The sequence below is a fragment of the Pontibacter rufus genome (assembly GCF_015694705.1).
In the GTDB taxonomy this organism is placed as follows: domain Bacteria; phylum Bacteroidota; class Bacteroidia; order Cytophagales; family Hymenobacteraceae; genus Pontibacter; species Pontibacter rufus.
This window is the reverse complement of the sequence record NZ_JADQDR010000001.1, coordinates 265,862-290,622: the sequence shown is the minus strand read 5'-3', so window position 1 is coordinate 290,622 and position 24,761 is coordinate 265,862. Positions and strand designations below refer to the sequence as shown.

Sequence of the window (24,761 nt, the reverse complement as noted above, 5' to 3'; positions counted from 1 at the left end):
GGCTGTTTAGGACTTATAAAACAATTATTCCTCTTTAAGCAGGAATAAAGACCTCTGTAAAATATAATCTTTCTCAACAGCTTAATTATGAATATCTTATTTATACTTTTGTGAAAACTAAGCCAAGAGCTTCTGCTTTGCACTCTGCACAAGTTCCGGATAAATTAGTTACGAACAACTTATTTGTACTTTAGACCTCTTACTGATTTATCTGTTATCTTTTGCGTGGCTACTTATACTTATATACAGTTATAAAGCTGCCGGAATAAGATTGATATTTTTAACATTTTATAATTTGAGAAAGACCCTCTACCCCCTATTCACCGTGTTTCTGGCCATACTTGTTTTTGGTTGTGACAGTGACAACGACACAAGCCCTGCGGCTGAAAAAACCATCTATGGGCAAAGCATACCTGTGGGCAACGGCATTGCCAGTTCCTGGGTAACACTGGATGCAGCCGGTAACCCGACCGCTATAGGCGTGCAACTAACGAAAGAGGCACTGAACGGCCTCCCGGAGCCTGCCCTGGATGATCCGATGATGGGTATGGTTTACTACGAGATAGACCTGCCTGCTGAAGCCAAGGCCAAAACCCCTTTTAACCACATCGGCGTAGACTGGAACCCCATGGGGCACCCACCGGCATTCTATCAGGTGCCACACCTGGATGCGCATTTTTACATGATTACGCCGGCCGAGCAACAGCAAATCGGCGATGAGGTGTCGGATCCCAAAATGCAGATTAGTCCGGATGCAAAGTATTTGCCCGCCGATTATATTGATGCACAGGTGAATGTGCCTATGATGGGCAAGCACTGGTTCGACAAATTTTCGCCGGAACTGAACGGGCAGCAGTTCACCCAAACCTTTATTTATGGTTCTTACAATGGTGAGATAGCTTTCCTGGAGCCCATGTTTACGATGGAATACCTGCTGTCGCGCCCTAACGACACATTCCCTATCAAGCCGCCGGCTGACTTTCAGCAAAAGGGCTTATACTACCCTGCTACTTACAGCATCCGCTACGATCCGGAATCAGAAATGTACGTGATTTCGCTGAATGACATGCAACTAAAGTAGGGCGGCTACGGCAGGAAGCAGCTGCTTTGGCCAGATGCCTGCATTTTATCTGAGGCTTTGGTTTGAGAATTTATTAATTTGCCGCCTCCACCGAAGCTGATTGTTTATGCATGCCTACTCACAACTCTTTGATTTTACACAGGAGGTTTTTCTGCACATGGGCTGCCCGCCCAAAGATGCCAAACTGGCCGCTGAAGTGCTGTTGGAGGCGGATTTGCGCGGCGTAGATTCGCATGGTGTGGCCCGCCTGAGCGGCTATGTGCGCCTCTGGGAAGCTGGTCGCATTAACGTAAATCCCCAGTTGCGCATCGTACACGAAACGCCCAGCACCGCCACCGTAGATGGCGACAGCGGCCTGGGACTCGTAATCGCCCCGCGCGCCATGGACATCGCTATAGACAAAGCAAACCAGGTAGGCACGGGTTGGGTATCCGTTAAAAACTCGAACCACTTTGGCATTGCCGGCTACCACGCTATGGAAGCCCTCTCCTCCGATATGATTGGCCTTGCCATGACCAATGCCTCGCCTTTGGTAGCGCCCACACATTCCATAGACCGTATGCTGGGCACCAACCCTATTGCCGTAGCCATTCCAACCATGAAACAGCCGCCTTTTGTTGCTGACTTTGCCACAGCATCTGCTGCGAACGGCAAACTGGAAATGCTGCAACGGAAAAATAAAAAAGCGCCTGTTGGCTGGATACAGACGGCCGACGGCGATCGTTCTACCAACGCGCATGAGCTAAAGAGCGGCGGTGCGCTGCTCCCGCTGGGCAGCGATAAAATGCATGGCAGCCACAAAGGCTATGCCCTGGCCGCCATTGTAGATATTTTTTCGGCCGTATTGTCAGGTGCCAACTATGGCCCGTGGGTACCGCCGTTTGTAAGCTTTTTGCCGCTGGCCGAAAATCCTGTAGGCGAAGGTATCGGGCACTTTTTAGGGGCGATGCGCGTAGATGCCTTCCGGCCTGCCGATGAGTTTAAGGAGCATATGGACAAGTGGATTGAAACCTTCCGCAACGCCAGGGTGAAAAAAGGCCAGAAAGCTGTCCTGATACCAGGCGATCCGGAGCGGGAGATGACGGACAAACGCCTGAAAAATGGCATCCCGTTGATAGAGCCTATAGAGCGGGATCTGGAGGCACTGGGCAAAAAGTTTGGAATTAAGCTACAGTAAATAAAAGGACAGAAGTATCAGGTATCAAGACATAAGACTTTTCATGTTTTGTTTAATTTGAAGGTACCCGATGATTTACGGTGTATAATGCTCTTATGGATAGTGCAACTTAATTTTATCCGGGTACTTAATATACTTATGTCTTGTGCTTCATGTATAAATTATACTTTACATCATCATCTATACTTAAAATAAAGAGCGCCGGCAGATAATCTGCCGGCGCTCTTTATTTTGCTGCTTTATACTTGCTATTCTATCTTTTTACCGGACATGGCTTTTTTGATGGAAATCTGCATCACGCGTTCTGCAAAGGGGCTTGTCTGTTCTTCCAGTACATCTACTGCAGTTAAAATAGCGTCTTTGTCTCCGCCGGAAGCCAGCACGTCTTTCAATTGCTGTACATTTTGTCGGGTCAGCTGTATTTCTTCTTCTGTTAAATACTCACCATTCTTCTCCAGAAACCGTTCTACCTGATACAGCATCTGATCAGCGGTGGTGCGCGCCTCAATTATCATCCGGGCATTAACATCTTCGCGGGCGTGAGTAATAGAGTCCAGCAGCATCTGCTCTACCTGCGCATCTGTCAGCCCATACTGCGGCTTCACTTCTACTTCCTGGTGTGTGCCCGAACGCAGCTCAATCGCCTCTACTTTCAGGATACCATCAGCGTTAAGTATAAAGTTAACATCTACCTTCGGAAAGCCAGCCGGCATGGCAGGTATGCCTTTCAGGTCAAATTCAGCCAGTTTACGGTTTTCGTGCACTACGTCGCGCTCGCCCTGGTAAACAGATATTTTCATGTTCACCTGCCCGTCTATGGAAGTAGTATACTGGCGCCCGGCTTTGGTTGGTATTTTGGAGTTGCGCGGGATAATCGGGTCCATCAGTCCGCCCATGGTTTCAATGCCCAGCGTGAGCGGTGTTACGTCCAGCAGCAGGATGTCCTTGCGGTTACCGGCCAGGATATCGGCCTGTATAGCTGCGCCCAGCGCTACCACTTCATCCGGGTTCAGGGTATTGTTTGCAGGCCTGCCAAAAAATTCTGACACGGCCTCGTACACCATCGGCACACGCGTAGAGCCGCCCACCATAATTACAGCATCAACCTGCTCCGGCTGTAGTTTAGCATCGCTCATTGCCTGTCGGCAGCTTTCAATCGTTCGGGTTACAATGGGCGCTATCAGCGCTTCAAAAGTATGGCGTTCCAGGTGGCATTCCATTTTACCTTCTATGCTGCTGGTGTATACCTGCTGCGAGCTCAATACCTTTTTTGCTTCCTCAGCTTTCAGGCGCAACTCCTGCGACAGGTTCTTATCCAGGTTCACGGTATCGGCAATCAGTTGGTTCTCCTGAATCCAGTGGTTGATAATGGCGCGGTCAAAATCATCGCCGCCCAGGTAGGTGTCGCCATGAGTAGAAAGCACCTCGAAAATGCCCTGGTGTATACTTAAAATAGAAATATCAAACGTACCGCCACCCAGGTCATACACAGCTACGGTTTTTTCCTCATTCGGATCGATGCCGATGCCGTATGCCAAAGCTGCCGCAGTTGGTTCGTTCACAATACGCAGTACCTCCAACCCGGCCAGTTTGCCTGCGTCGCGTGTGGCCTGGCGCTGAGAATCGTTAAAGTATGCCGGCACTGTAATTACCGCGCGGTTCACCGGTGTTTTCAAGGCATGCTCCGCGCGCGCGCGCAATTCCTTCAGTATTTCCGCCGATAACTCAATGGGTGAGTAAAAGGTGTTTTTTACCCGTACTTTCACCAGCCCTTCGCTGTCATCATCAATTACTTTATAACCGAAATAGTCTTTATGCGCGCCCAGATCCTGGTAAGATTTGCCCAGCAGGCGCTTCACAGAATATATTGTATTAGCCGGATCTGTGATAAGATAATCCTTTGCCGCAGTGCCAACAACTGTTTCGCCAGTATCAGTGAAATGCACTACTGACGGCACAATGGTGCCCTGGCCCTGGTCGTTGATTGCGATGGGCTTTTTATCTTCAGGATGGATATAAGCGACCAGACTATTGGTGGTGCCCAAATCTATACCTACAATTACCTCTTCTTGCTGAAGAGCTCCGGTAGAAAGGTTTATTGCTACTTTTGCCATAGTATCTGTTATTACGTGAGGCTGCTGCCATTTGGTAACAGCACGTGGTGCAATTTACAAATATTTAGGCAGTGTTGTGGTTTGCGTATGAAGGAGGCAACATGAAACAAAAAAGAGCAGTTAGATCTGCTCTTTGCTCCGTTACCGTTCTTATACTTTGTTGTTCTGAATTTGTCTTCTCAAATTTTGGCGCAGGCGCTTTCTTCTGCCTTGTAGCTGTCCGGGCACAAGCGGGCGCCTGCGCCAGAGAATTATACCTTTAACTCTGAATTCTTAATCTGTAACGCTTTATTCTTCTTCTTTGGGCACAATGATAAACACGTCCTCATTCGGGCGTTTCATCATGTACTTTTCGCGGGCAAATTTCTCGAGCAGCGCCGGGTTGCCCAGCAGCTCTTTCCGATCTTTCTGCACTTCCTCCATTTTCTCGAGGTAGTGTTGCTTGTCTTCTTCCAGATCCGCCAGCTTTTTGCTCATCTGGTACTGCGTAACAAAGTCGTTGGAGTCGAAAAAGAGCATCCATACCAGAAACAGAACCGTGGTGATAAAATAGAAATTCCGGAATATTTTAGGTATGTGCTTCAACATGGCAATAGGCTTTAGGTACTTATACAAAAATAAGGCTGTGAGTGATATAACCCACAGCCTTAGCCATAATTATTTTTAAACAGGAAATTATCAGAACTTCTTGCCTGGGAAATAAGCTACTTCACCCAGTTCCTCTTCGATGCGCAGTAGCTGGTTATACTTGGCCATACGGTCTGAACGCGAAGCTGAGCCTGTTTTTATCTGACCAGTATTAAGCGCCACTGCCAAATCAGCGATAGTGTTATCTTCGGTTTCGCCGGATCGGTGACTCATGATGCTCTTGTAACCATGGCGGCGGCCAAGGTTAATAGCACTGATAGTCTCCGTAAGGGTACCAATCTGATTTACTTTGATAAGTATGGCATTGGCTATACCTTCGTCTACTCCTCTTTGCAAGCGGTTTACGTTGGTTACAAACAGATCGTCGCCAACCAACTGCACTTTGTCGCCGATTGCGGTGGTTTGCTGCTTCCAGCCATCCCAATCATCTTCGGCCATACCATCTTCAATAGAAATGATAGGATATTTGCTTACCCAGTCGGCCCAGAAGCTAACCATTTCAGAAGATGTCAGTTTATCGCCTGTGGATTTCTTAAAGTGATAATGGCCTGTCGCAGCATCATAAAATTCTGAGCTGGCCGCATCCATGGCAATCATGAAATCGTCGCCTGGTTTGTAGCCGGCCGTTTCTATAGCCTGCAACACCACCTGTATCGCCTCTTCGTTAGAAGCAATGTTTGGTGCAAAGCCACCTTCATCGCCTACGTTGGTCGATAGCCCTTTCTTCTTCAGCACATTTTTGAGGTGATGGAATACCTCCGTACCCATCCGCAAGGCTTCTGCAAAAGAAGACGCACCCACCGGCATTACCATAAACTCCTGGAAGTCGATAGAATTGTCTGCGTGGCTGCCGCCGTTCAGGATATTCATCATCGGAACCGGAAGCGTGTTGGCGCTCACACCGCCCACATAGCGGTAAAGCGGCATATTGAGTTCCTGCGCCGCAGCCCTGGCTACTGCCAGCGATACGCCAAGTATGGCATTTGCGCCTAAGTTGCCTTTGTTTTCCGAGCCGTCCAGCTCAATCATGATTTTATCAATCAGGTTCTGCTCATATACAGGGAAGCCAACCAGCTCTTCGGCAATTTTCTCGTTTACATTTTTCACCGCCTGCAGCACACCCTTGCCCATGTACTTGCTTTTGTCGTTGTCGCGGAGTTCTACAGCCTCGTGTGCACCTGTGGAGGCGCCGGATGGCACTGCTGCACGGCCCAGAATGCCGGTTTCGGTTACTACATCCACCTCAACGGTAGGGTTACCTCTTGAATCGAAGATCTGACGGGCTTTAATATCTGTAATCAGGCTCATAATTAATTAATCTATAGTTTTACTTATTTTGTTCTAACAGCGTAATAAAATCATCGAAAAGATAGCCGGAATCGTGCGGCCCCGGCGACGACTCAGGGTGATACTGCACCGAAAAAGCAGGTTTGCCTTTCATCCGTATACCTTCAATTGTATTATCGTTCAGGTTGATGTGTGTTACCTCTACCTGCGGGTGATTCAGCAGCTGATCACCATCCACCACAAACCCGTGGTTTTGTGAAGTTACTTCACAGCGCCCCGTAATCAAATTTTTCACCGGGTGATTCAACCCGCGGTGGCCGTTGTGCATTTTATAAGTGGCGATGCCGTTAGCTTCGGCCAGCACCTGGTGCCCCAGGCAAATACCAAACATGGGTTTGTTCTTTTCCAGCATTTGCTGCACGCTACGCACGGCATCCGTGCTGGCAGCAGGATCGCCGGGCCCGTTCGAGACAAAATATCCATCCGGGTTCCATTCTTCCATTACCTCATAAGGCGTGTTGTAAGGAAATATTTTTACTTCACACCCACGGCTGACAAGATTGTTTATAATGTTCTTTTTGATGCCCAAATCCAGCACAGCCACTCTGAACTTCACTTCATCAGGCTTTAGCTCGTATGTAATAGCGGTACTCACCTGCGAAGATAGTTCGAGACCAACCATACTTGGCACTTCTGCCAGTTTTTTACGCAGTTCCTCCAGGTCTGTTGTTTCTGAGGAAATAACAGCATTCATTGCGCCTTTATCACGAATGTGACGCACCAACGCGCGTGTATCCACCTCGCAAATGCCCACAATACCGGCTGCTTCAAAATATCCCTGTAGTGATCCTTCTGCTGTATTTCTGGAAAAATGCTGCGAGAACTCTTTACAGATCAAACCTTTTATCTGCACCTGTTCAGACTCTACTTCCTTGTGCTGCACACCATAGTTACCGACATGCGAAACAGTTGTAATTACTATCTGACCGTAATAGGACGGATCAGTAAAAATTTCCTGATAACCGGTCATGCCTGTATTAAAACAAAGCTCACCACCAGTTATCCCAATTTCCCCAAGGCTCTTGCCCCTGAATACGGTTCCGTCCTCCAATAAAAGAATTGCCTCTGTTGATGTATGTTTTTTCATGGTACTATCGGGAAAGTTTCAATTTATAGTTTGATTATTAATCAGGCAAATTTCACAACATTCCTGCTGTATGCTTACGCACTTATGCTAATTTATTTATACTTGTTTTATACTCATCCTGGCTATTCCTGATCGCAAGCTCTTTTTACCTTTATCCGGCAAAGTATAAATTGCACAACGAAGATGCACATGCAGGTAACTTTAGCCGGCAAAATGGTTAATAATTGGCAAGGTTATCAAAAACAACAAAAATAAAAAAGGGACACGACTTACGCCGGCCCCCTTTAAAATATTTACGGACATTGCTTATTCAGCATCTTTCGTCTCGTCAGTGGTTTCTTTTGCTTCCGGCGCTGCAGGAGCTTCAGGAGTTGCAGTAGCTTCCGGCGCAGCAGCTGGTGCTACAGCAGCAGGCGTTGTTTCATCTGCAGCCGCTTTCTTACCAGAAGAACGACGACGGGTTCTCTTCGCGCCTGTAGTTGCGGTTCCGGTAGTAGCCAGCATGTCCTCGTTATAGTCTACCAGCTCGATAACACACATCTCTGCGTTATCACCAAGTCTGTAACCTGTTTTCAGGATGCGTGTATAGCCACCAGGCCTGTTTGCTATTTTAGCAGATACTTCATCAAAAAGCTCTTTCACAGATTCTTTGTCCTGCAGGTAAGCAAAACAGGTTCTTCTGGAATGTGTTGTATCGTTCTTTGATTTGGTCAGCAGTGGCTCCACATACTTGCGCAGGGCCTTTGCTTTAGCTACTGTAGTAGAAACGCGCTTGTGCAGGATAAGGGATGCTGCCAGATTAGACAACATTGCCTTTCGGTGTGAAGCGGTTCTTCCTAAGTGATTTACTTTTTTACCGTGTCTCATTATTTTGAATTGTGCACGTGCATACCGTCAATCAACCTTTGCAGGGATCGGGAATTATGCCGTAGAATGAATTAATCTTCTTCTAATTTATACTTAGAAAGGTCCATACCAAATGTCAAACCCTTCTCCTGAACCAGATTTTCCAGCTCAGTCAATGACTTTTTACCAAAGTTTCTGAACTTCATCATGTCCGAGATGTCCAGCTGCACCAGGTCGCCAAGCGTTTTGATATCGGCAGCCTTTAAGCAGTTGAACGCTCTCACAGAGAGATCCATGTCGCCCAGCGATGTTTTCAATACCTTACGCATGTGCAGCAATTCCTCATCCACTGCCTCTTCTTCTTCGGGCTTCGCCGTCTCAAACGTCATGGTATTGTCTGAGAAAAGCATAAAGTGTTGAATCAGGATATTGGCAGCACCTTTCAGTGCTTCCTCCGGATGTATGGAACCGTCGGTCTGAATGTCGAGCAACAGTCTTTCATAGTCTGTTTTCTGCTCTACACGGGTATTCTCCACACTAAATTTTACGTTTTTGATTGGCGTAAAAATAGCGTCAATGGCGATAAGTCCAAAAACCTGATCCGCGGGTTTGTTCTCATCAGCAGGAACATAACCACGTCCTTTCTGAAGCACAAGTTCCACTTCCAGAGTAATATTTTTGTCGAGGTGACAAATTACCAGCTCCGGGTTCAGTACCTCAAAGCTAGTTGTAAAGTTATTTATATCGCCGGCAGTAAAAGTATCTTTACCGGAAATGGTTACTGTAATCTTATCATCAATTACTTCGCTCGTTTTCTTAAAACGAACCATTTTGAGGTTAAGGATAATATCAGAAATATCCTCAACCACGCCTTCAACAGACGAAAACTCGTGCAGTACACCAGGGATACGAACGCTCGTAATCGCATATCCTTCCAATGAGGACAGCAGGATTCTGCGCAGCGCATTACCGATGGTTACACCGTAACCTTTTTCAAGCGGCTTGAATTCAAATAGCCCATGAAAGTCGTCGGCTTTTTCCATGACGACTTTCTCTGGCATTTGAAATGCTAATATTGACATACTTGCAGTGTTAAAGGTTAAAAATTGATTAAGCTGCTTACTTAGAGTAAAGCTCGACGATTAGCTGCTCCTGGATTTTCTCAGGAATCTGATCGCGCTGCGGTGCAGCTACAAACTTGCCAGCCATTTCGGTAGCATCCCACTCTAACCAGCTATACTGGCGTGCATTACGCACAGATAAGCTGGTGGTAATCGCCTCCAGAGATTTAGACTTTTCCCTTACACCCACTACATCACCTGGCTTCAGGCTGTAAGACGGAATGTTTACAAGTTCACCATTTACCAGAATGTGCTTGTGCAGCACCAACTGGCGGGCAGATCTTCTTGTTGGAGCAATACCTAATCTGTAAACAGTGTTATCAAGCCTGGACTCGAGCAGAGCCAGCAGCACTTCGCCTGTAATACCACCTTTTCTGTGTGCTTTTTGAAAAAGGTTAGCGAACTGCCTCTCTAAAACACCATAGATGAACTTAGCCTTTTGTTTTTCAGTAAGCTGAATAGAATATTCAGACTGTTTTTTCCGGCGGCCACGACCGTGCATCCCGGGAGGATAGCTTTTCTTTTTTAATGCTTTGCTTGGGCCGAAAATCTCTTCGTTAAAGCGTCTGGAGATTTTACTTTTTGGACCAGTATATCTTGCCATAATTTAATCAGTGTAATAAGATAAATTAAACTCTTCTGCGTTTAGGAGGACGACATCCGTTGTGAGGAAGCGGCGTAACATCTTTGATAGTTGTTACCTCGATTCCGGAATTTTGCACAGTACGGATAGCGGACTCTCTACCTGCGCCAGGGCCTTTTACAAAAACTTCAGCTTTGCGCATTCCTAGGTCATGAGCAACCTTGGCACAATCCGAAGCGGCCATCTGAGCAGCGTAAGGAGTGTTCTTTTTAGAACCTTTAAAACCCATTTTACCAGCAGAAGCCCAAGATATTACCTGACCTGTATTGTTGGTTATTGAGATAATGATATTGTTGAAAGAGGCTTTGATATGCACCTGACCAGTTGCTTCAACAACTACGACACGCTTTTTAGCCTTATCTTTTCTTTTCTGAGCCATGATCAAATATTATTTAGTAGCCTTCTTCTTGTTAGCAACAGTTTTGCGCTTACCCTTCCTGGTTCGGGAGTTGTTCTTGGTGCGTTGTCCGCGAACAGGCAAGCCTTTACGATGTCTCAAACCACGGTAGCAACCAATGTCCAGCAGACGCTTGATATGCAACTGTACTTCTGATCTGAGAACACCTTCTGTCTTATAGTCAGATGCAATAATATTTCTGATCTCACTGGCTTCGTCTTCCGTCCAGTCTTTCACCTTCTTGTCAAGATCCACTCCGGCTTTGTTCAAAATGGCAACAGACACATTGCGCCCGATACCATAAATGTACGTTAAAGCGATTTCGCCTCTTTTATTATCCGGAATATCTACTCCTGCTATTCTAGCCATACTTTTAAATTATCCTTGTCTTTGTTTATATCTTGGATTCTTTTTGTTGATAACATAAAGCTTCCCCTTGCGGCGAATAACTTTACATTCAGCACTTCTCTTTTTAACTGATGCTTTGACTTTCATTGTATTTATTTATATCGATAAACAATTCTGCCTTTGGTCAGGTCATAAGGCGACATTTCGAGCTTCACTCTGTCTCCGGGAAGAATCTTGATGTAATGCATCCTCATTTTACCAGAAATGTGTGCTACCACCTGATGACCATTTTCAAGCTCCACACGGAACATGGCATTCGAAAGGGCTTCAATTATTGTTCCGTCTTGTTCGATAGATGACTGTTTCGCCATTTATTGTTGTTTAGCTTGTTCTATATGTTCAAAAGTTGTTAATATTTCTGCCTTATCTTTCCGCACAACAACCGTATGCTCAAAATGAGCCGATGGCTTGTTATCCCGTGTCCGGATAGTCCAGCCATCATCTTCCTGTACGATGCCTTTCTTACCTAAATTAATCATAGGTTCAATAGCAAGCACCAAACCGTTTTGTAACTTTATGCCAGCTCCCCGCTTGCCATAGTTGGGAACTTCAGGGGCCTCATGCAGGCTCTTGCCTACTCCATGCCCCACCAGCTCACGCACAACACTAAAGCCATTCTTCTCGGCATGATGCTGTACGGCATAACTGATATCGCCCATCCTGTTATTTGCAGTAGCTTTGGCAATGCCTTCATAAAGCGACTCTTTTGTTACAGTAAGCAACTTCTGCACTTCCGGGCTAACCTCACCTACTGCATGGGTATAAGCACTGTCGCTGTGAAAGCCTTTATAGTATACTCCTCCATCAACAGAGATAATATCCCCATCGTTCAAAGTATAGTTACTCGGGAAGCCATGCACAACTGTAGCGTTAACAGATATGCATAGGCTAAAGGGAAAACCATTATAACCCTTGAACGAAGGCTCGCCACCATTATCACGGATAAATTCCTCTGCTCTTTTATCCAGGGCAGCTGTGGTAACACCTGCTTTTATAAGACGGGCAATTTCGCCATGTGCTTTACCAAGTATGGCAGCACTCTGGCGAATTAGCTCAATTTCTTCTTCAGTTTTATAAAAAATCATTTATTGTGATACAGTGGCTATGGTTTCAGTCCGGCCTCTCAGCTTACCTGTCTTCATCATGCCATCATAATGTCTCATTAATAAATAGCTTTCTACCTGCTGCAAGGTGTCCAGCACTACACCCACCATAATAATCAGGGATGTACCTCCGAAAAATTGTGAGAACGCCCGGTTAACACCAAATAGCAAGGCAATGGAGGGGAATATAGCTACCAATGCAAGGTATATCGCCCCTGGTAAGGTAATGCGTGTTAATATCGCATCCAGGTATTCAGAAGTTGCCCGCCCTGGTTTTACACCCGGCACAAAGCCACCGCTTCTTTTCAAATCATCAGCAATCTGATTCGGATTTACACTTATTGCTGTATAGAAATAAGTAAAAATCAGAATCATCAAACCAAAAGTAAGGTTATACTGCCAGGAGGTAAAATCCGAAAAAGTGGTTCCTATATAATTGGCAGTTTCATTATCCTTTGCCCAGATAGACGCTATCATTGATGGCAAAAACATCAGCGACTGCGCAAAGATAATAGGCATTACACCCGCAGCATTAACTTTAAGCGGGATGAACTGTCGTTGCCCGCTGTATAAAGAGCTGCCTCCCACCTGCTTGGCATACTGCACCGGTATTCTTCTCACAGCCTGCGTAAGCATTACAACTGACATAACCACGAAGAAAAGCACAACCATTTCGAAGATGAACACCAAAGCGCCATTTAGCTGCCTTGAAGCCATTTCCTGTATAATTGCACCCGGAAACCTTGACACAATACCAATCATGATCAGCATGGAAATACCATTACCAATGCCCTTATCGGTTATTTTTTCACCTAACCACATACAGAAGATAGTACCTGATGTAAGGACTATCATAGAAGTGATGGTGAAGAGCGTGGTATTAATTACGATAGCTTCCGCATTAATTGTTGCCACAAAGCCTATAGACTGGGCCAGGGTAATGATAATGGTAAGCACGCGGGTAATCTGGTTAATTTTTTTTCTGCCGGATTCACCCTCTTTCTGCATCTTCTGAAAGTATGGGACGGCAATGGTCAAAAGTTGCAATACAATAGAAGCAGATATATAAGGCATTATCCCCAATGCAAAAATAGATGCATTGCTGAATGCCCCGCCCAGGAAGGTATCGAGCAAGCCAAACAGACCGCCTGTTTTAGCAATCAGCTGACTTGGATCAATGCCTGGAAGAACAACATAAGAACCTAAACGAAAAATAGCTACAAAAAGAAGCGTATTCAGAATCCGAACACGTAAATCTTCAATAGCAAAAATGTTCTTAATAGTTGTTATAAACTTCTTCATATTAATTAAATAGCAACTGTTTTACCGCCTGCTTTTTCAATAGATGTAGCAGCAGTGCCGGAAAAGGCATGTGCATGTACTTCTACAGCTTTGTTTAACTCGCCTCTGCCTAAAACTTTAATTTTATCGTTCTTAGATACCAGACCATGCTCCTTGAAAAAGTTAAAATCAAGCACGGTTGCCTCAGAAGAAGCGATTAAGGATTCTAAAGTATCCAGGTTAATAGCTTTATATTCAACCCTGTTGATATTCTTGAAGCCGTATTTTGGAACACGTCTCTGAAGGGGCATCTGACCACCTTCGAAGCCAGACTTCTGTGAATATCCTGAACGGGATTTAGCACCTTTATGTCCTCTGGTAGAAGTACCACCTCTACCTGAACCAGTACCTCTACCTATTCTCTTTCTGTTCTTTACAGAACCCTCAGCTGGTTTTAATGAGTTTAGATACATGTTAGATATTATTTACTTCTATAAGATGTTGAACCTTTTTTACCATACCAGCAATCTGAGGAGTATTTTCAACAGTTACTGACTTATTGATCTTGCCAAGGCCCAAGGCTTTAATAGTAAGCTTCTGCGTCTTTGGCTTATCAATAATGCTTTTAATTTGTTTAATTATAATCTGCGCCATATCAATTAACCGTTAAATACTTTGTTAAGATTTACACCGCGTTGCTGCGCCACAGCCAAAGGATCACGCATCTTAGCAAGTGCATCGAAAGTAGCTTTAACCACGTTATGCGGGTTAGAAGAACCTTTAGACTTGCAAAGTACATCTTTGATACCGGCACTCTCCAGTACGGCACGCATAGCACCACCGGCAATTACACCTGTACCAGGCGCTGCAGGTTTTACCAGTACAAAACCACCGGAATATTTACCTTCCATAGCATGCGGAACAGTGCTATGATAAACAGGAACCTTAACCAGGTTCTTCTTCGCATCATCTATACCTTTGGCAATAGCATCAGTTACTTCGTTGGCTTTACCCAAACCATAACCCACTACACCGTTTCCATCACCAACCACCACAATAGCCGCAAAGCTAAACCTTCTACCACCTTTAACTACTTTGGCCACACGGTTTATGGCTACAACTCTTTCCTTGAGTTCTATCTCGCTAGCTTTTACGCTACGAACATTGTTCTTCAACATAATCTTTAGAATTTAAGGCCTGCCTCACGGGCGCCTTCTGCCAATGATTTAACTTTGCCGTGGTACAAATAACCGGAACGATCAAAAACAACCTGCGTAATGCCTTGAGCAATGGCTTTTTCAGCTATCTCTTTTCCAACCCTTCCAGATGTCTCTACATTGGCTTTGGCATCATCAAGTTTAGCTGAAGAGGCAGCCGCTAGTGTCACACCAGTAGCATCGTCGATCAGTTGTGCGTAGATAAAGCGGTTGCTTCTAAACACAGACAGCCGTGGTCTCTCAGCAGTGCCGGAAATCTTGTTACGGATGCTTTTTCTAATTCTGGTTCTTCTCTTAATCTTAGTGTTAACAGACATGATGATGATTATTTAGACGCTGTTTTACCAGCTTTTCTTCTTACAACTTCACCAACAAATCGAATACCTTTACCTTTGTAAGGTTCTACTTTGCGCAGTGATCTGATTTTTGCGGCAACCTGACCAATAAGCTGTTTGTCGTTGCTCTCCAGCGTTATGATTGGAGCTTTACCTTTTTCTGTTACAGCTGTAGCCGAAATCTCATCAGGAAGCGCCATAAATATATTGTGGGAGTAACCTAAAGCAAGCTCCAGTATCTGGCCTTGTACTGTGGCTTTGTAACCAACACCTACCAGTTCCAACCTCTCCTTATAGCCATCTGTTACACCAATAACCATGTTATTGATAAGAGATCTGTAAAGTCCGTGCATGGCTTTGTGTCGCTTCTGCTCCGTCGGGCGCTCAACAATCAGCTGGTTATCCTCCTGCTTCACGATGATATCCCTGTCGACAGGAGTTGATAACGTACCTTTAGGGCCTTTTACAGTTACAATGTTATTATCACCAACAGTAACCTGTATATTATTAGGCAGGGTGATGGGCAATTTTCCTATACGTGACATTGTCTATCCTCCTATTAGTAAACGTAACACAAAACTTCGCCACCAATGTTGAGCCCTCTTGCCTCTTTTTCTGTCATTACACCTTTAGAGGTAGACAGGATAGCGACACCCAGGCCGTTAATAACTCTTGGTAAATTATCTGTACCAACATACTTGCGCAGCCCTGGCTTGCTCACTCTTTCCAGTTTCACAATAGCAGGTTGCTTGGTGCTCGGGTTATACTTGAGCGCAATCTTGATAGCGCCTTGTACCGAAGCAGAGTCATCAAACTTATAGCTTTGAATATACCCTTTATCGTACAATACCTTGGTAATATCTTTTTTTATTTTGCTAGATGGTATTTCAACTACTCTGTGGTTAGCTTTGATAGCATTACGCACCCTCGTTAAATAATCTGCTATTGGATCTGAGTTCATTACGAATCACTTAAAATAATGAGTTGCTTTCTCGAAGCGAGCGGCAAAGATACGAATATCTTTTTTCCTTTCTTAATTACTTAAGAAAAAATTACCAGCTCGATTTCGTTACTCCCGGAATTTTACCTACTGAAGCCAGTTCTCTGAAAACTACGCGAGAGATACCAAACTTACGCATGTACCCTCTTGGTCTTCCGGAAAGCTGACAGCGGTTATGAAGCCTAACCGGTGATGCATTGCGGGGCAGTTTGTCTAACCCTTCATAATCGCCTTTGGCTTTTAATTCTGCTCTTTTAGAAGCATATTTTGCTACAGTCTTTTGTCTCTTAAGCTCTCTAGCTTTTACTGATTCTTTCGCCATTTTATTGGTTCTTATTGTTAGTGAAAGGCATACCAAATGCTTTTAACAACTCATAGCTCTCTTCGTCTGTATTAGCTGTCGTCACGATGGTGATATCCATACCTGTGATTGCCTTCACCTTATCAATGGTGATTTCAGGGAAGATAATCTGTTCTTTAACGCCCAAAGTATAGTTACCACGTCCATCAAAGCCTTTGTCACTTACACCTCTGAAGTCACGTACACGTGGTAGTGCAATTGTCAATAGGCGGTCCAAGAACTCATACATCTTCTGGCCTCTCAGAGTAACACGAGCGCCAATGGGCATGCCCTCACGAAGTTTGAAGTTTGATACAGACTTCTTTGCAATTGTTGCAACGGCTTTCTGGCCTGTAATGGTTGTCAGTTCATCCACACCGATGTCAACAAGTTTCTTATCCGCTACAGCAGCGCCAATACCTTTGTTGATAGAGATCTTTGTGATCTTAGGCACCTGCATGATGTTCTTGTACTGAAACTTTTCTTTCAGGGCAGGGATTACCTCTTTCTGATACTTATCTTTAAATCTTGCAGTAGCCATTTTAGATTACCTCTCCTGTCTTTTTAGAATAACGCTCTGATTTACCTTCGCTGTTTTTTCTGCGGGCAGCCTTAACTGTTTCACCGGTTTTTGGATCAACCAGTGCCACATTGCTGGCATGTACAGGAGCTTCTACTTTAGCAATACCACCCTGTGGGTTTTTAGCACTTGGTTTGTTGTGCTTGGTTACCAGGTTTAATCCTTCAATAGTCACCCGTTGCTTTTCCAGATTCACAGCGGTGATGCGGCCTGTCTTACCACGGTCGTCTCCGGCGATTACTTTAACAGTATCGCCTGTTTTTACATGAAGTTTTTTCTTATTCATCTTGATCTGAATTAGGGGTTATAGAACTTCAGGCGCTAACGAAACGATTTTCATGAACTGCTTTTCACGAAGTTCACGGGCAACTGGTCCGAAGATACGCGTTCCACGCGGCTCATTGTTGGCGTTCAGCAGAACAGCGGCATTGTCATCAAAACGGATGTATGAACCATCCTTTCTTCTGATTTCCTTCTTTGTTCTCACTATAACGGCTTTCGAAACAGTTCCTTTCTTGATGTTACCTGAAGAAAGAGCTGACTTAACAGTCACTACAATACGATCTCCTATTGAGGCGTATTTTTTTCCGGTGCCGCCTAACACGCGGATACAAAGTACTTCTTTTGCACCGCTATTATCTGCTACCGATAGTCTTGATTCCTGCTGTATCATTTTATTTAGCCCTTTCTATAATTTCAACTAAACGCCAGTTTTTATTCTTGCTCAACGGACGTGTTTCCTGAATGCGCACATAGTCTCCGATGTTGCATTCGTTTTTTTCGTCGTGTGCCATGAATTTAGTGGACTTGCTTACAAATTTCCCATACATAGGATGCTTCATTCTGCTTTCTATAAGCACAGTGATAGATTTGTCCATCTTGTTGCTAACAACCTTACCACTTCTTTCTTTTCTTAGGTTTCTCTCGTTCTCGTTCATGATTCAATAAGTATTAAGAGTTAGCTTCAATTTCACGACGACGAGCCTCAGTTTTCAGACGGGCAATAAGGCGCTTGGTCTCACGAACCTTCATCGGGTTCTCCAACGGCGATATGGCATGCGCAAAACGCAGGTTCTGCATATTCAAGCGCTCCGAGTTAAGCCGCTCTGTCAGTTCTTCGCCAGACAAAGCTTTTATTTCTGAATTTTTCATGATTATTTCTCAACGTAATCTCTACGTACTACAAACTTTGTTTTTACCGGAAGCTTTTGTGCAGCAAGTCGCAAAGATTCTTTGGCCACTTCCAGCGACACACCATCAGATTCAAACATGATAGTACCAGGCTTCACTACGGCTACCCAATACTCCGGAGAACCTTTACCTTTACCCATACGCACCTCTGCAGGCTTCTTCGTGATAGGCTTGTCAGGGAAAATACGAATCCATACTTGTCCTTCCCTTTTCATGGCTCTTGTCATGGCAATACGGGCTGCTTCAATCTGGCGGCTCGTAATCCATGTCGCTTCCAGCGATTTTATTGCAAATGACCCGAACGATATGGTGCTGCCTCTATGAGCCAGACCAGTCACGCGGCCTTTTTGCATTTTTCTATATTTTGTCCTTTTCGGCTGTAACATTTTCTAAAACTTAATCATGTTAACAATTTCTTATGCGCGACGCTTGGTATTGCGTTTTGGTGCACCGGCACCATCCGCCTTCTTGCGGTTATTACCGCCTTCACGGCGACGATCACCACCACCAGCAGATGAACCAGGTCCTTTGCTCTCCAGTCCGGCATTAGGCGAAAGATCTTTCTTGCCGTATATCTCGCCTCTGAAGATCCATACCTTGATACCAAGTTTGCCATACACGGTCTGTGCTTCAGACAATGCATAGTCAATGTCGGCACGAAGCGTGTGCAGCGGCGTTCTGCCTTCCTTGTAGTGCTCTGTTCTGGCCATTTCAGCACCGCCAAGACGGCCTGATACCTGTACCTTGATACCTTCAGCACCAACACGCAGGGCAGAAGCGATAGCCTGCTTCATAGCACGACGGAAAGAAATACGTGCCTGCAGCTGTTGCGCGATAGACTCACCTACCAGCTTGGCATCTAATTCAGGACGCTTGATCTCGAAGATGTTAATCTGAACGTCTTTGTTCGTAAGCTTCTTCAGCTCTTCCTTGATCTTGTCAACTTCTGCACCGCCCTTACCGATCACTACGCCTGGTCGTGCTGTGTTGATGGTAATGGTGATGCGCTTGAGGGTTCTTTCAATGATGATTTTAGAAATACCGCCTTTAGGAATTCGTGCCAGTATATACTTTCTGATCTTTTCGTCTTCAATCAGCTTCTCAGCGAAATCTTTACCGCCATACCAGTTAGAATCCCAACCCTTTACAATGCCGAGTCTAAACCCGATTGGATTAACTTTCTGTCCCATATCTCTTACTTGTTGGCTTTTTTAGATTTTTTTGATTGCTGCTCTAGCTGCTCTTCTGTCATGCTATCAATGATGAGGGTAACATGATTGGAACGCTTTCTGATGCGGTGGCCGCGACCCTGTGGAGCCGGACGCAGGCGCTTCAGCATTTTGCCTTCATTTACAAATATTTCCTTTATGAAAAGATTTGCATCTTCTACCCTGTCTTCCTCATTTGCCTGCTGCCAGTTTGCCAAAGCCGATAAAAGAAGCTTCTCAAGTTTAGGAGCGCCGGAGTTAGCCTCGAATTTAAGTAAACCGAGTGCTCTTGATACGCTCTTGCCGCGTATCAAACCTGCCACTAATCTCATCTTGCGAGGAGAAGTAGGCACGTTATTTAGTTTTGCTATTGCTTCCATGTCTTAACGCTTGCCTTTATCTTTTTTAGCAATATGACCTCTGAAGTTTCTGGTAGGAGCGAATTCGCCAAGCTTATGCCCTACCATGTTCTCCGTTACATACACAGGTATAAACTTATTCCCGTTATGCACCGCAAATGTATGTCCCACAAAATCCGGGGAAATCATTGATCTGCGTGACCAAGTTTTGATAACAGTCTTTTTACCAGACTCGTTCATCGCATCTACTTTCTTCTCGAGCCTATAGTCAATATAAGGCCCCTTTTTTAATGATCTAGCCATTTATTTCTTCTTTCCTCTATTAACTATCAGCTGTTCAGAATACTTGTTCTTGTTCCTGGTCTTCATACCTTTAGCATATAAACCTTTGCGTGAACGTGGATGACCGCCTGAAGATTTACCTTCACCACCGCCCATAGGGTGATCGACAGGGTTCATGGCAACACCTCGAACTCTTGGTCTTCTGCCCAGCCATCTGTTACGGCCTGCCTTACCAAGGTTCACATTCATGTGGTCTCCGTTAGAAACAGTGCCTACTGTAGCGTAGCAATTCACAAGCACCATGCGAAGTTCGCCGGAAGGCAATTTGATTGTTGCATAACGGCCTTCACGTGCAACAAGCTGTGCATAAGAACCGGCACTGCGTGCTAATACGGCACCATTACCAGGCTGCAACTCGATATTGTGAATAATAGTACCCAGAGGAATTTCAGATAAAGGCAGGCAGTTTCCAACTTCCGGTGCTATACCAGGACCTGAATTTACAACTGTGCCAACCTGCAAGCCTGCCGGCGCAATGATGTAGCTCTTTTCGCCATCTACATAAAACAAGAGTGCAATACGAGCCGTTCTGTTTGGGTCATACTCAATTGTTTTTACTGTAGCAGGAACACCATACTTGGTGCGCTTGAAGTCAATTAATCTGTACTTCTTCTTATGACCACCGCCAACATAGCGGATAGTCATTTTTCCTGAATTGTTACGTCCACCAGATTTTTTGATAGGTGCCAACAAAGATTTCTCAGGAGTAGATGCCGTAAGCTCGTCGAAAGCCGGTGCTATTCTGAATCTTTGACCTGGTGTTATTGGTCTTAACTTTTTTAAAGCCATCTTATTTAATTATATGCCGCTATAAAAGTCTATTACATCGCCCTCTTTCAGGGTTATGATTGCTTTTTTGACAGGAGTTGTCCGGCCAGACACAGCACCGGACTTGGTGTATTTTGTCTTTACTTTGCCGCTTGTGCGCATGGTGGCTACTTTCTGAACGGTAACACCATACATTTTTTCTACTGCCTTTCTGATTTCTACTTTGTTGGCTTTTCTATCCACCTCGAAAGTATACTTTCCAACCTCGTTCATGGCAGCATACTTCTCTGTTACCAGTGGTTTTTTAAGTATATTCATTATTTTGCGCTAAAGAGGTTCTCTAAAACATTAACTGACTCTTCCACCAGCAGCAGTTTCTGTGTGTTAAGCAGATCATAGGTGTTAACATCCATTGCTGTTTTAATTTTCAGCTTTGGAAGGTTCCTGCCGGAAAGCACGATATTCTTGTCTACAGCCGGAAGCACCATCAGGGTCTTGCCTGTTGACTGCAGGTTGCTCAGAATACCTTTAAAGTCTTTTGTCTTAGGTGCTTCTAAAGAGAATGACTCCAACAGGGCAACTCTGTTATCACGGGCTAATAAAGAAAGTGCTGAAAGACGTGCTACTACCTTTAGCTTCTTATTGAGCTTAAAGCTATAGTTTCTTGGCTTCGGTCCGAATATACGGCCGCCACCTACAAACACAGGAGATTTTAAGCTGCCTGCACGGGCGCCGCCTGTACCTTTCTGCTTTTTGATTTTCTTGGTAGAACCTGCTACTTCGTTTCTTTCTTTTGACTTGTGCGTACCCTGTCTCTGATTAGCCAGATATTGCTTCACGTCAAGATACATGGCATGTTCGTTTGGCTCAATGCCAAAGACTGCATCAGAAAGTGTAACCTTTCTGCCTGTATCTTCGCCTTTTATATTAAATACAGAAAGCTCCATTTTATTTCTCAATTAACACGTAAGAATTTTTAGCGCCTGGTACCGAGCCACTAACTACTAAAAGGTTTTTTTCTGCGATAACACGCAGCACAATCAGGTTCTGGATTTTTACTCTGTTACCACCCATTCTGCCTGCCATGCGCATACCTTTAAACACGCGTGATGGCCATGATGCCGCACCAATAGAACCAGGGTGTCTTGCCCGGTTGTGCTGGCCGTGTGTCTGGCCGCCCACACCAGCAAAGTTGTGACGCTTTACTACGCCCTGGAAACCTTTACCTTTTGATGTACCAACGACATCAATAAACTCGCCTTCCACAAAAAGAGAAGCGTCTACTGTGTCTCCCAGGTTGAAAGAAACTCCTTCCACATCAAACTCCGCAACTTTCTTTTTTGGAGATGTACTGGCTTTCTGAAAATGACCTGCTTCCGCTTTGGTCGTTCTTTTCAATTTCTTTTCGCCATAGCCAAGCTGTACGGCTGCATAGCCGTCCGTTTCAACTGTCTTCACCTGAGTAACTACACATGGGCCAGCTTGGATAAGCGTAACGGGTGTGTATTTACCATCTGCTGTGAAGAGGCTTGTCATTCCGATTTTTTTACCGATAATTCCAGGCATTCAACTTTTTATTAATAGATGGATACAATAATATTTCACCCCTCAGTTTTGCTAAGGGAGTGCAAAGTTAATGAAATTTAACTTTTTATCGCAACCTTTCTCTAAATTATTTATTATCAAGGTTGTAAATAAAAAAGAGGAGGATTGTTTCCAACCTCCTCTTTTTTATTTGAATCTGCATTTATCAAACTTTGATTTCCACGTCAACGCCACTTGGCAGTTCAAGCTTCATCAGGGCATCTACTGTTTTAGAACTGGTAGAATAAATATCTACCAGTCTCTTGTATGTACAAAGCTGAAACTGCTCACGAGACTTTTTGTTAACGTGTGGTGAACGCAGCACTGTAAATTTATCTTTTTCTGTTGGAAGCGGAATTGGACCACTTACGATAGCGCCGGTAGCCTTTACAGCTTTCACAATCTTCTCAGAAGACTTATCTACCAGGTTATGGTCGTAAGACTTTAGTTTAATTCTGATTTTCTGATTCATCTTATACTATTATTTAGCTGCTGTTCCTTTAATTTTTGCGACAATGGCATCTGCTAAGTTTTGTGGCACTTGCTCGTAATGGGAGAAAGTTAATGAAGCAGTAGCTCGGCCTGAAGTAATGGTACGAAGGTCAGTTACATAACCAAACAACTCCGAAAGCGGAACATCAGCCTTTACCACTGTAGCAGTACCCTTGGTATCCATACCTTTCATCAGACCCCTTCTTCTGTTCAGGTCGCCTGTTACAGGTCCGGTATACTCATCTGGTGTTACTACGTCAACAGCCATAATCGGCTCCAGCAGCTTAGGTGCACACTGCTTTCCTGCTTCCTTAAAGCCCTGGCGAGCAGCCAGTTCAAAAGACAGCGCATCAGAGTCCACATCATGGAATGAACCATGGAACAGGCGCACTTTCATGGAATCTATCGGGAATCCGGCAAGTATACCGTTCTTCATAGCTTCTTCGAAACCCTTCTGAACAGATGGAATGAATTCTTTCGGGATGATACCACCTACAATTGCATTCTCAAATTCCAGACCTTGCACGCCATCCTCACGCGGCCCCATTGTAAACACAATATCAGCAAACTTACCGCGTCCACCAGACTGCTTCTTGAACACTTCTCTGTGCTCTACAGATTTAGTAATGGTTTCTTTGTAAGCAACCTGTGGTGCGCCCTGGTTCAGTTCAACTTTAAACTCGCGCTTCATCCTGTCGATGATGATCTCCAGGTGAAGTTCGCCCATACCTCTTAAGATAGTCTGACCTGTTTCCTCATCAGTATTTACCTGAAGCGTCGGATCTTCTTCTATCAGTTTGGCAATAGCCATACCCATCTTATCTGAGTCAGCCTGTGTTTTAGGCTCAATGGCATAGCCGATAACGGGCTCCGGAAAGTCCATAGATTCCAGGACAATTTTTGCATTCTGGTCGCAAAGCGTATCTCCTGTTTTGATGTCTTTAAAGCCTACCACAGCACCAATATCACCTGCTCCTAAGCGCTCGATCTGGTTCTGCTTGTTGGCGTGCATCTGGAAGATACGCGAAATACGCTCTTTGTTGTTGGAACGCGTGTTGTATACATACGAACCTGACTCCAGCACTCCTGAGTAAGCACGCACAAAACAAAGGCGTCCTACATAAGGGTCCGTAGCGATTTTAAAGGCCAATCCGGCAAATGGTTCGCTTTCGCTTGGCTTACGAACAATCTCTTCGCCTGTATCAGGGTTAATTCCCTTGATACTTTCTTTATCCATTGGAGAAGGACAAAGGGCCATTACATAATCCAGCATGGTCTGCACCCCTTTGTTCTTGAAAGAAGAACCACAAAGCATAGGTACAATAGCCATATCGATGGTAGCGGCACGAAGGGCAGCCAGAATCTCGTCTTCCGTGATAGAGTCCGGATCTTCGAAGTATTTCTCCATCAACTTCTCATCGTAATCTGCAACAGCTTCCAGCAACTTCTCTCTGTACTCCTCTGCTTCTTCCATCATATCATCCGGAATAGGAACTTCAGTAAAGGTCATACCTTTATCCTCTTCGTTCCAGACAATACCGCGGAAGTTAACCAGATCCACAACACCTTTAAAGTTATCCTCTGCACCGATAGGCAACTGAAGCGCTACAGCATTGCTGCCCAGCATATCCTTCACCTGCTTACAAACAGCCAGGAAGTCAGCGCCGGAACGGTCCATCTTGTTCACAAAGCCGATACGTGCTACTTTATAGTTATCAGCCAGGCGCCAGTTTGTTTCAGACTGAGGCTCTACGCCATCAACTGCGCTGAACAAAAACACCAGGCCATCCAGTACGCGCAACGAACGGTTTACCTCTACGGTAAAGTCCACGTGCCCTGGTGTATCGATAATGTTTATATGGTATTCATCGCCTCTGTATGGCCATTTTACAGTAGTGGCAGCCGACGTAATCGTGATGCCTCTTTCCTGCTCCTGCTCCATCCAGTCCATTGTGGCGGCGCCGTCATGCACCTCTCCAATTTTATGGCTTACACCTGCATAGTATAGTATACGCTCTGTCGTAGTGGTTTTACCGGCATCAATGTGTGCAGCTATACCAATATTCCTCGTATATCTTAAATCTCTTGACAT

Annotated in this window: 37 protein-coding genes; 2 read left to right on the top strand and 35 right to left on the bottom strand. The window is 44.9% G+C overall.

The annotated features are described in order from the left end of the window. Positions 1–295 precede the first annotated feature (295 nt). Positions 296–1,081: a DUF5602 domain-containing protein gene (locus tag I2I11_RS01370; RefSeq protein ID WP_196265869.1), complete on the top strand. Its 786-nt coding sequence runs from the start codon at positions 296–298 to the stop codon at positions 1,079–1,081. 106 nt (positions 1,082–1,187) lie between these two features. Continuing rightward, on the top strand, positions 1,188–2,258 hold the full coding sequence (locus I2I11_RS01365; protein WP_196265868.1) for an Ldh family oxidoreductase: 1,071 nt from the start codon (positions 1,188–1,190) through the stop codon (positions 2,256–2,258). Positions 2,259–2,506: 248 nt separating this feature from the next. Here the strand turns inward: I2I11_RS01365 and hscA are convergent, their stop codons facing one another. From hscA to fusA, 35 genes are all read right to left on the bottom strand, one after another. After that, on the bottom strand, positions 2,507–4,372 hold the full coding sequence (hscA, locus tag I2I11_RS01360) for a Fe-S protein assembly chaperone HscA (RefSeq protein ID WP_196265867.1): 1,866 nt from the start codon (positions 4,370–4,372) through the stop codon (positions 2,507–2,509). A gap of 288 nt (positions 4,373–4,660) precedes the next feature. Beyond that, positions 4,661–4,960 carry an FtsB family cell division protein gene (locus tag I2I11_RS01355; RefSeq protein WP_196265866.1) on the bottom strand — a complete coding sequence of 100 codons (300 nt, stop codon included), beginning with the start codon at positions 4,958–4,960 and terminating at the stop codon, positions 4,661–4,663. Between the two features lie 90 nt (positions 4,961–5,050). After that, on the bottom strand, positions 5,051–6,328 hold the full coding sequence (gene eno / locus I2I11_RS01350) for a phosphopyruvate hydratase (protein WP_196265865.1): 1,278 nt from the start codon (positions 6,326–6,328) through the stop codon (positions 5,051–5,053). Between the two features lie 19 nt (positions 6,329–6,347). Then, positions 6,348–7,454 (bottom strand): glutamine-hydrolyzing carbamoyl-phosphate synthase small subunit, encoded by a 1,107-nt coding sequence (gene carA / locus I2I11_RS01345; protein WP_196265864.1) that lies wholly within the window; start codon positions 7,452–7,454, stop codon positions 6,348–6,350. 306 nt (positions 7,455–7,760) lie between these two features. Next, positions 7,761–8,321 (bottom strand): 50S ribosomal protein L17, encoded by a 561-nt coding sequence (rplQ, locus tag I2I11_RS01340; protein WP_196265863.1) that lies wholly within the window; start codon positions 8,319–8,321, stop codon positions 7,761–7,763. A gap of 71 nt (positions 8,322–8,392) precedes the next feature. After that, positions 8,393–9,382, bottom strand: a complete 990-nt coding sequence (locus I2I11_RS01335; protein ID WP_196265862.1) for a DNA-directed RNA polymerase subunit alpha — start codon at positions 9,380–9,382, stop codon at positions 8,393–8,395. A 37-nt stretch (positions 9,383–9,419) separates the two neighbouring features. Then, positions 9,420–10,025, bottom strand: coding sequence for a 30S ribosomal protein S4 (gene rpsD / locus I2I11_RS01330; protein WP_196265861.1), 606 nt, complete (start codon positions 10,023–10,025; stop codon positions 9,420–9,422). Between the two features lie 25 nt (positions 10,026–10,050). After that, complete coding sequence (gene rpsK / locus I2I11_RS01325) at positions 10,051–10,443, bottom strand: 30S ribosomal protein S11 (protein ID WP_196265860.1); 393 nt, start codon at positions 10,441–10,443, stop codon at positions 10,051–10,053. 9 nt (positions 10,444–10,452) lie between these two features. After that, entirely contained in the window at positions 10,453–10,830 is a 378-nt protein-coding gene (rpsM, locus tag I2I11_RS01320; RefSeq protein ID WP_196265859.1) for a 30S ribosomal protein S13, read from the bottom strand. A 9-nt stretch (positions 10,831–10,839) separates the two neighbouring features. Beyond that, positions 10,840–10,956 (bottom strand): 50S ribosomal protein L36, encoded by a 117-nt coding sequence (rpmJ, locus tag I2I11_RS01315; RefSeq protein ID WP_007654264.1) that lies wholly within the window; start codon positions 10,954–10,956, stop codon positions 10,840–10,842. Positions 10,957–10,961: 5 nt separating this feature from the next. Next, positions 10,962–11,180 (bottom strand): translation initiation factor IF-1, encoded by a 219-nt coding sequence (gene infA / locus I2I11_RS01310; RefSeq protein WP_115565614.1) that lies wholly within the window; start codon positions 11,178–11,180, stop codon positions 10,962–10,964. Continuing rightward, positions 11,181–11,954 carry a type I methionyl aminopeptidase gene (map, locus tag I2I11_RS01305; RefSeq protein WP_196265858.1) on the bottom strand — a complete coding sequence of 258 codons (774 nt, stop codon included), beginning with the start codon at positions 11,952–11,954 and terminating at the stop codon, positions 11,181–11,183. Then, a complete protein-coding gene (secY, locus tag I2I11_RS01300) occupies positions 11,955–13,274 on the bottom strand; it encodes a preprotein translocase subunit SecY (RefSeq protein ID WP_196265857.1) in 1,320 nt (439 codons plus the stop codon). 5 nt (positions 13,275–13,279) lie between these two features. Further along, the gene (rplO, locus tag I2I11_RS01295; protein ID WP_196265856.1) at positions 13,280–13,726 is read right to left on the bottom strand and encodes a 50S ribosomal protein L15; all 447 of its coding nucleotides are present in this window, start codon (positions 13,724–13,726) and stop codon (positions 13,280–13,282) included. Position 13,727: 1 nt separating this feature from the next. Beyond that, positions 13,728–13,907 carry a 50S ribosomal protein L30 gene (gene rpmD, locus I2I11_RS01290; RefSeq protein WP_196265855.1) on the bottom strand — a complete coding sequence of 60 codons (180 nt, stop codon included), beginning with the start codon at positions 13,905–13,907 and terminating at the stop codon, positions 13,728–13,730. Between the two features lie 5 nt (positions 13,908–13,912). Continuing rightward, positions 13,913–14,431, bottom strand: a complete 519-nt coding sequence (gene rpsE / locus I2I11_RS01285) for a 30S ribosomal protein S5 (protein WP_196265854.1) — start codon at positions 14,429–14,431, stop codon at positions 13,913–13,915. Between the two features lie 5 nt (positions 14,432–14,436). Then, entirely contained in the window at positions 14,437–14,787 is a 351-nt protein-coding gene (gene rplR / locus I2I11_RS01280) for a 50S ribosomal protein L18 (RefSeq protein ID WP_196265853.1), read from the bottom strand. Positions 14,788–14,795: 8 nt separating this feature from the next. Beyond that, a complete protein-coding gene (rplF, locus tag I2I11_RS01275) occupies positions 14,796–15,350 on the bottom strand; it encodes a 50S ribosomal protein L6 (RefSeq protein ID WP_196265852.1) in 555 nt (184 codons plus the stop codon). A 14-nt stretch (positions 15,351–15,364) separates the two neighbouring features. Next, entirely contained in the window at positions 15,365–15,766 is a 402-nt protein-coding gene (gene rpsH / locus I2I11_RS01270) for a 30S ribosomal protein S8 (RefSeq protein WP_196265851.1), read from the bottom strand. 91 nt (positions 15,767–15,857) lie between these two features. Continuing rightward, entirely contained in the window at positions 15,858–16,127 is a 270-nt protein-coding gene (gene rpsN / locus I2I11_RS01265) for a 30S ribosomal protein S14 (protein WP_196265850.1), read from the bottom strand. A 1-nt stretch (position 16,128) separates the two neighbouring features. Further along, the gene (rplE, locus tag I2I11_RS01260; RefSeq protein WP_196265849.1) at positions 16,129–16,686 is read right to left on the bottom strand and encodes a 50S ribosomal protein L5; all 558 of its coding nucleotides are present in this window, start codon (positions 16,684–16,686) and stop codon (positions 16,129–16,131) included. Position 16,687: 1 nt separating this feature from the next. Beyond that, positions 16,688–17,011 carry a 50S ribosomal protein L24 gene (gene rplX / locus I2I11_RS01255; protein WP_196265848.1) on the bottom strand — a complete coding sequence of 108 codons (324 nt, stop codon included), beginning with the start codon at positions 17,009–17,011 and terminating at the stop codon, positions 16,688–16,690. 18 nt (positions 17,012–17,029) lie between these two features. Further along, positions 17,030–17,398 carry a 50S ribosomal protein L14 gene (gene rplN / locus I2I11_RS01250; protein WP_196265847.1) on the bottom strand — a complete coding sequence of 123 codons (369 nt, stop codon included), beginning with the start codon at positions 17,396–17,398 and terminating at the stop codon, positions 17,030–17,032. A gap of 1 nt (position 17,399) precedes the next feature. Next, positions 17,400–17,663, bottom strand: a complete 264-nt coding sequence (gene rpsQ / locus I2I11_RS01245) for a 30S ribosomal protein S17 (protein WP_196265846.1) — start codon at positions 17,661–17,663, stop codon at positions 17,400–17,402. 13 nt (positions 17,664–17,676) lie between these two features. Further along, positions 17,677–17,877 carry a 50S ribosomal protein L29 gene (gene rpmC, locus I2I11_RS01240; RefSeq protein ID WP_196265845.1) on the bottom strand — a complete coding sequence of 67 codons (201 nt, stop codon included), beginning with the start codon at positions 17,875–17,877 and terminating at the stop codon, positions 17,677–17,679. Between the two features lie 2 nt (positions 17,878–17,879). Continuing rightward, the gene (gene rplP / locus I2I11_RS01235; protein ID WP_196265844.1) at positions 17,880–18,302 is read right to left on the bottom strand and encodes a 50S ribosomal protein L16; all 423 of its coding nucleotides are present in this window, start codon (positions 18,300–18,302) and stop codon (positions 17,880–17,882) included. Between the two features lie 30 nt (positions 18,303–18,332). Beyond that, positions 18,333–19,106, bottom strand: coding sequence for a 30S ribosomal protein S3 (gene rpsC, locus I2I11_RS01230; protein ID WP_196265843.1), 774 nt, complete (start codon positions 19,104–19,106; stop codon positions 18,333–18,335). Positions 19,107–19,111: 5 nt separating this feature from the next. Further along, positions 19,112–19,504, bottom strand: a complete 393-nt coding sequence (rplV, locus tag I2I11_RS01225; RefSeq protein ID WP_196265842.1) for a 50S ribosomal protein L22 — start codon at positions 19,502–19,504, stop codon at positions 19,112–19,114. 3 nt (positions 19,505–19,507) lie between these two features. Next, positions 19,508–19,786: a 30S ribosomal protein S19 gene (rpsS, locus tag I2I11_RS01220; RefSeq protein WP_196265841.1), complete on the bottom strand. Its 279-nt coding sequence runs from the start codon at positions 19,784–19,786 to the stop codon at positions 19,508–19,510. After that, on the bottom strand, positions 19,787–20,614 hold the full coding sequence (gene rplB / locus I2I11_RS01215; RefSeq protein ID WP_196265840.1) for a 50S ribosomal protein L2: 828 nt from the start codon (positions 20,612–20,614) through the stop codon (positions 19,787–19,789). A 9-nt stretch (positions 20,615–20,623) separates the two neighbouring features. After that, positions 20,624–20,911, bottom strand: a complete 288-nt coding sequence (rplW, locus tag I2I11_RS01210; RefSeq protein ID WP_196265839.1) for a 50S ribosomal protein L23 — start codon at positions 20,909–20,911, stop codon at positions 20,624–20,626. Then, complete coding sequence (rplD, locus tag I2I11_RS01205) at positions 20,911–21,540, bottom strand: 50S ribosomal protein L4 (protein ID WP_196265838.1); 630 nt, start codon at positions 21,538–21,540, stop codon at positions 20,911–20,913. The genes rplW and rplD overlap by 1 nt, the downstream gene beginning before the upstream one ends. Before the next feature lies 1 nt (position 21,541). After that, complete coding sequence (gene rplC, locus I2I11_RS01200) at positions 21,542–22,159, bottom strand: 50S ribosomal protein L3 (protein ID WP_196265837.1); 618 nt, start codon at positions 22,157–22,159, stop codon at positions 21,542–21,544. A gap of 184 nt (positions 22,160–22,343) precedes the next feature. Continuing rightward, complete coding sequence (gene rpsJ / locus I2I11_RS01195; RefSeq protein ID WP_007654312.1) at positions 22,344–22,649, bottom strand: 30S ribosomal protein S10; 306 nt, start codon at positions 22,647–22,649, stop codon at positions 22,344–22,346. A gap of 9 nt (positions 22,650–22,658) precedes the next feature. Then, positions 22,659–24,761, bottom strand: coding sequence for an elongation factor G (fusA, locus tag I2I11_RS01190; RefSeq protein WP_196265836.1), 2,103 nt, complete (start codon positions 24,759–24,761; stop codon positions 22,659–22,661).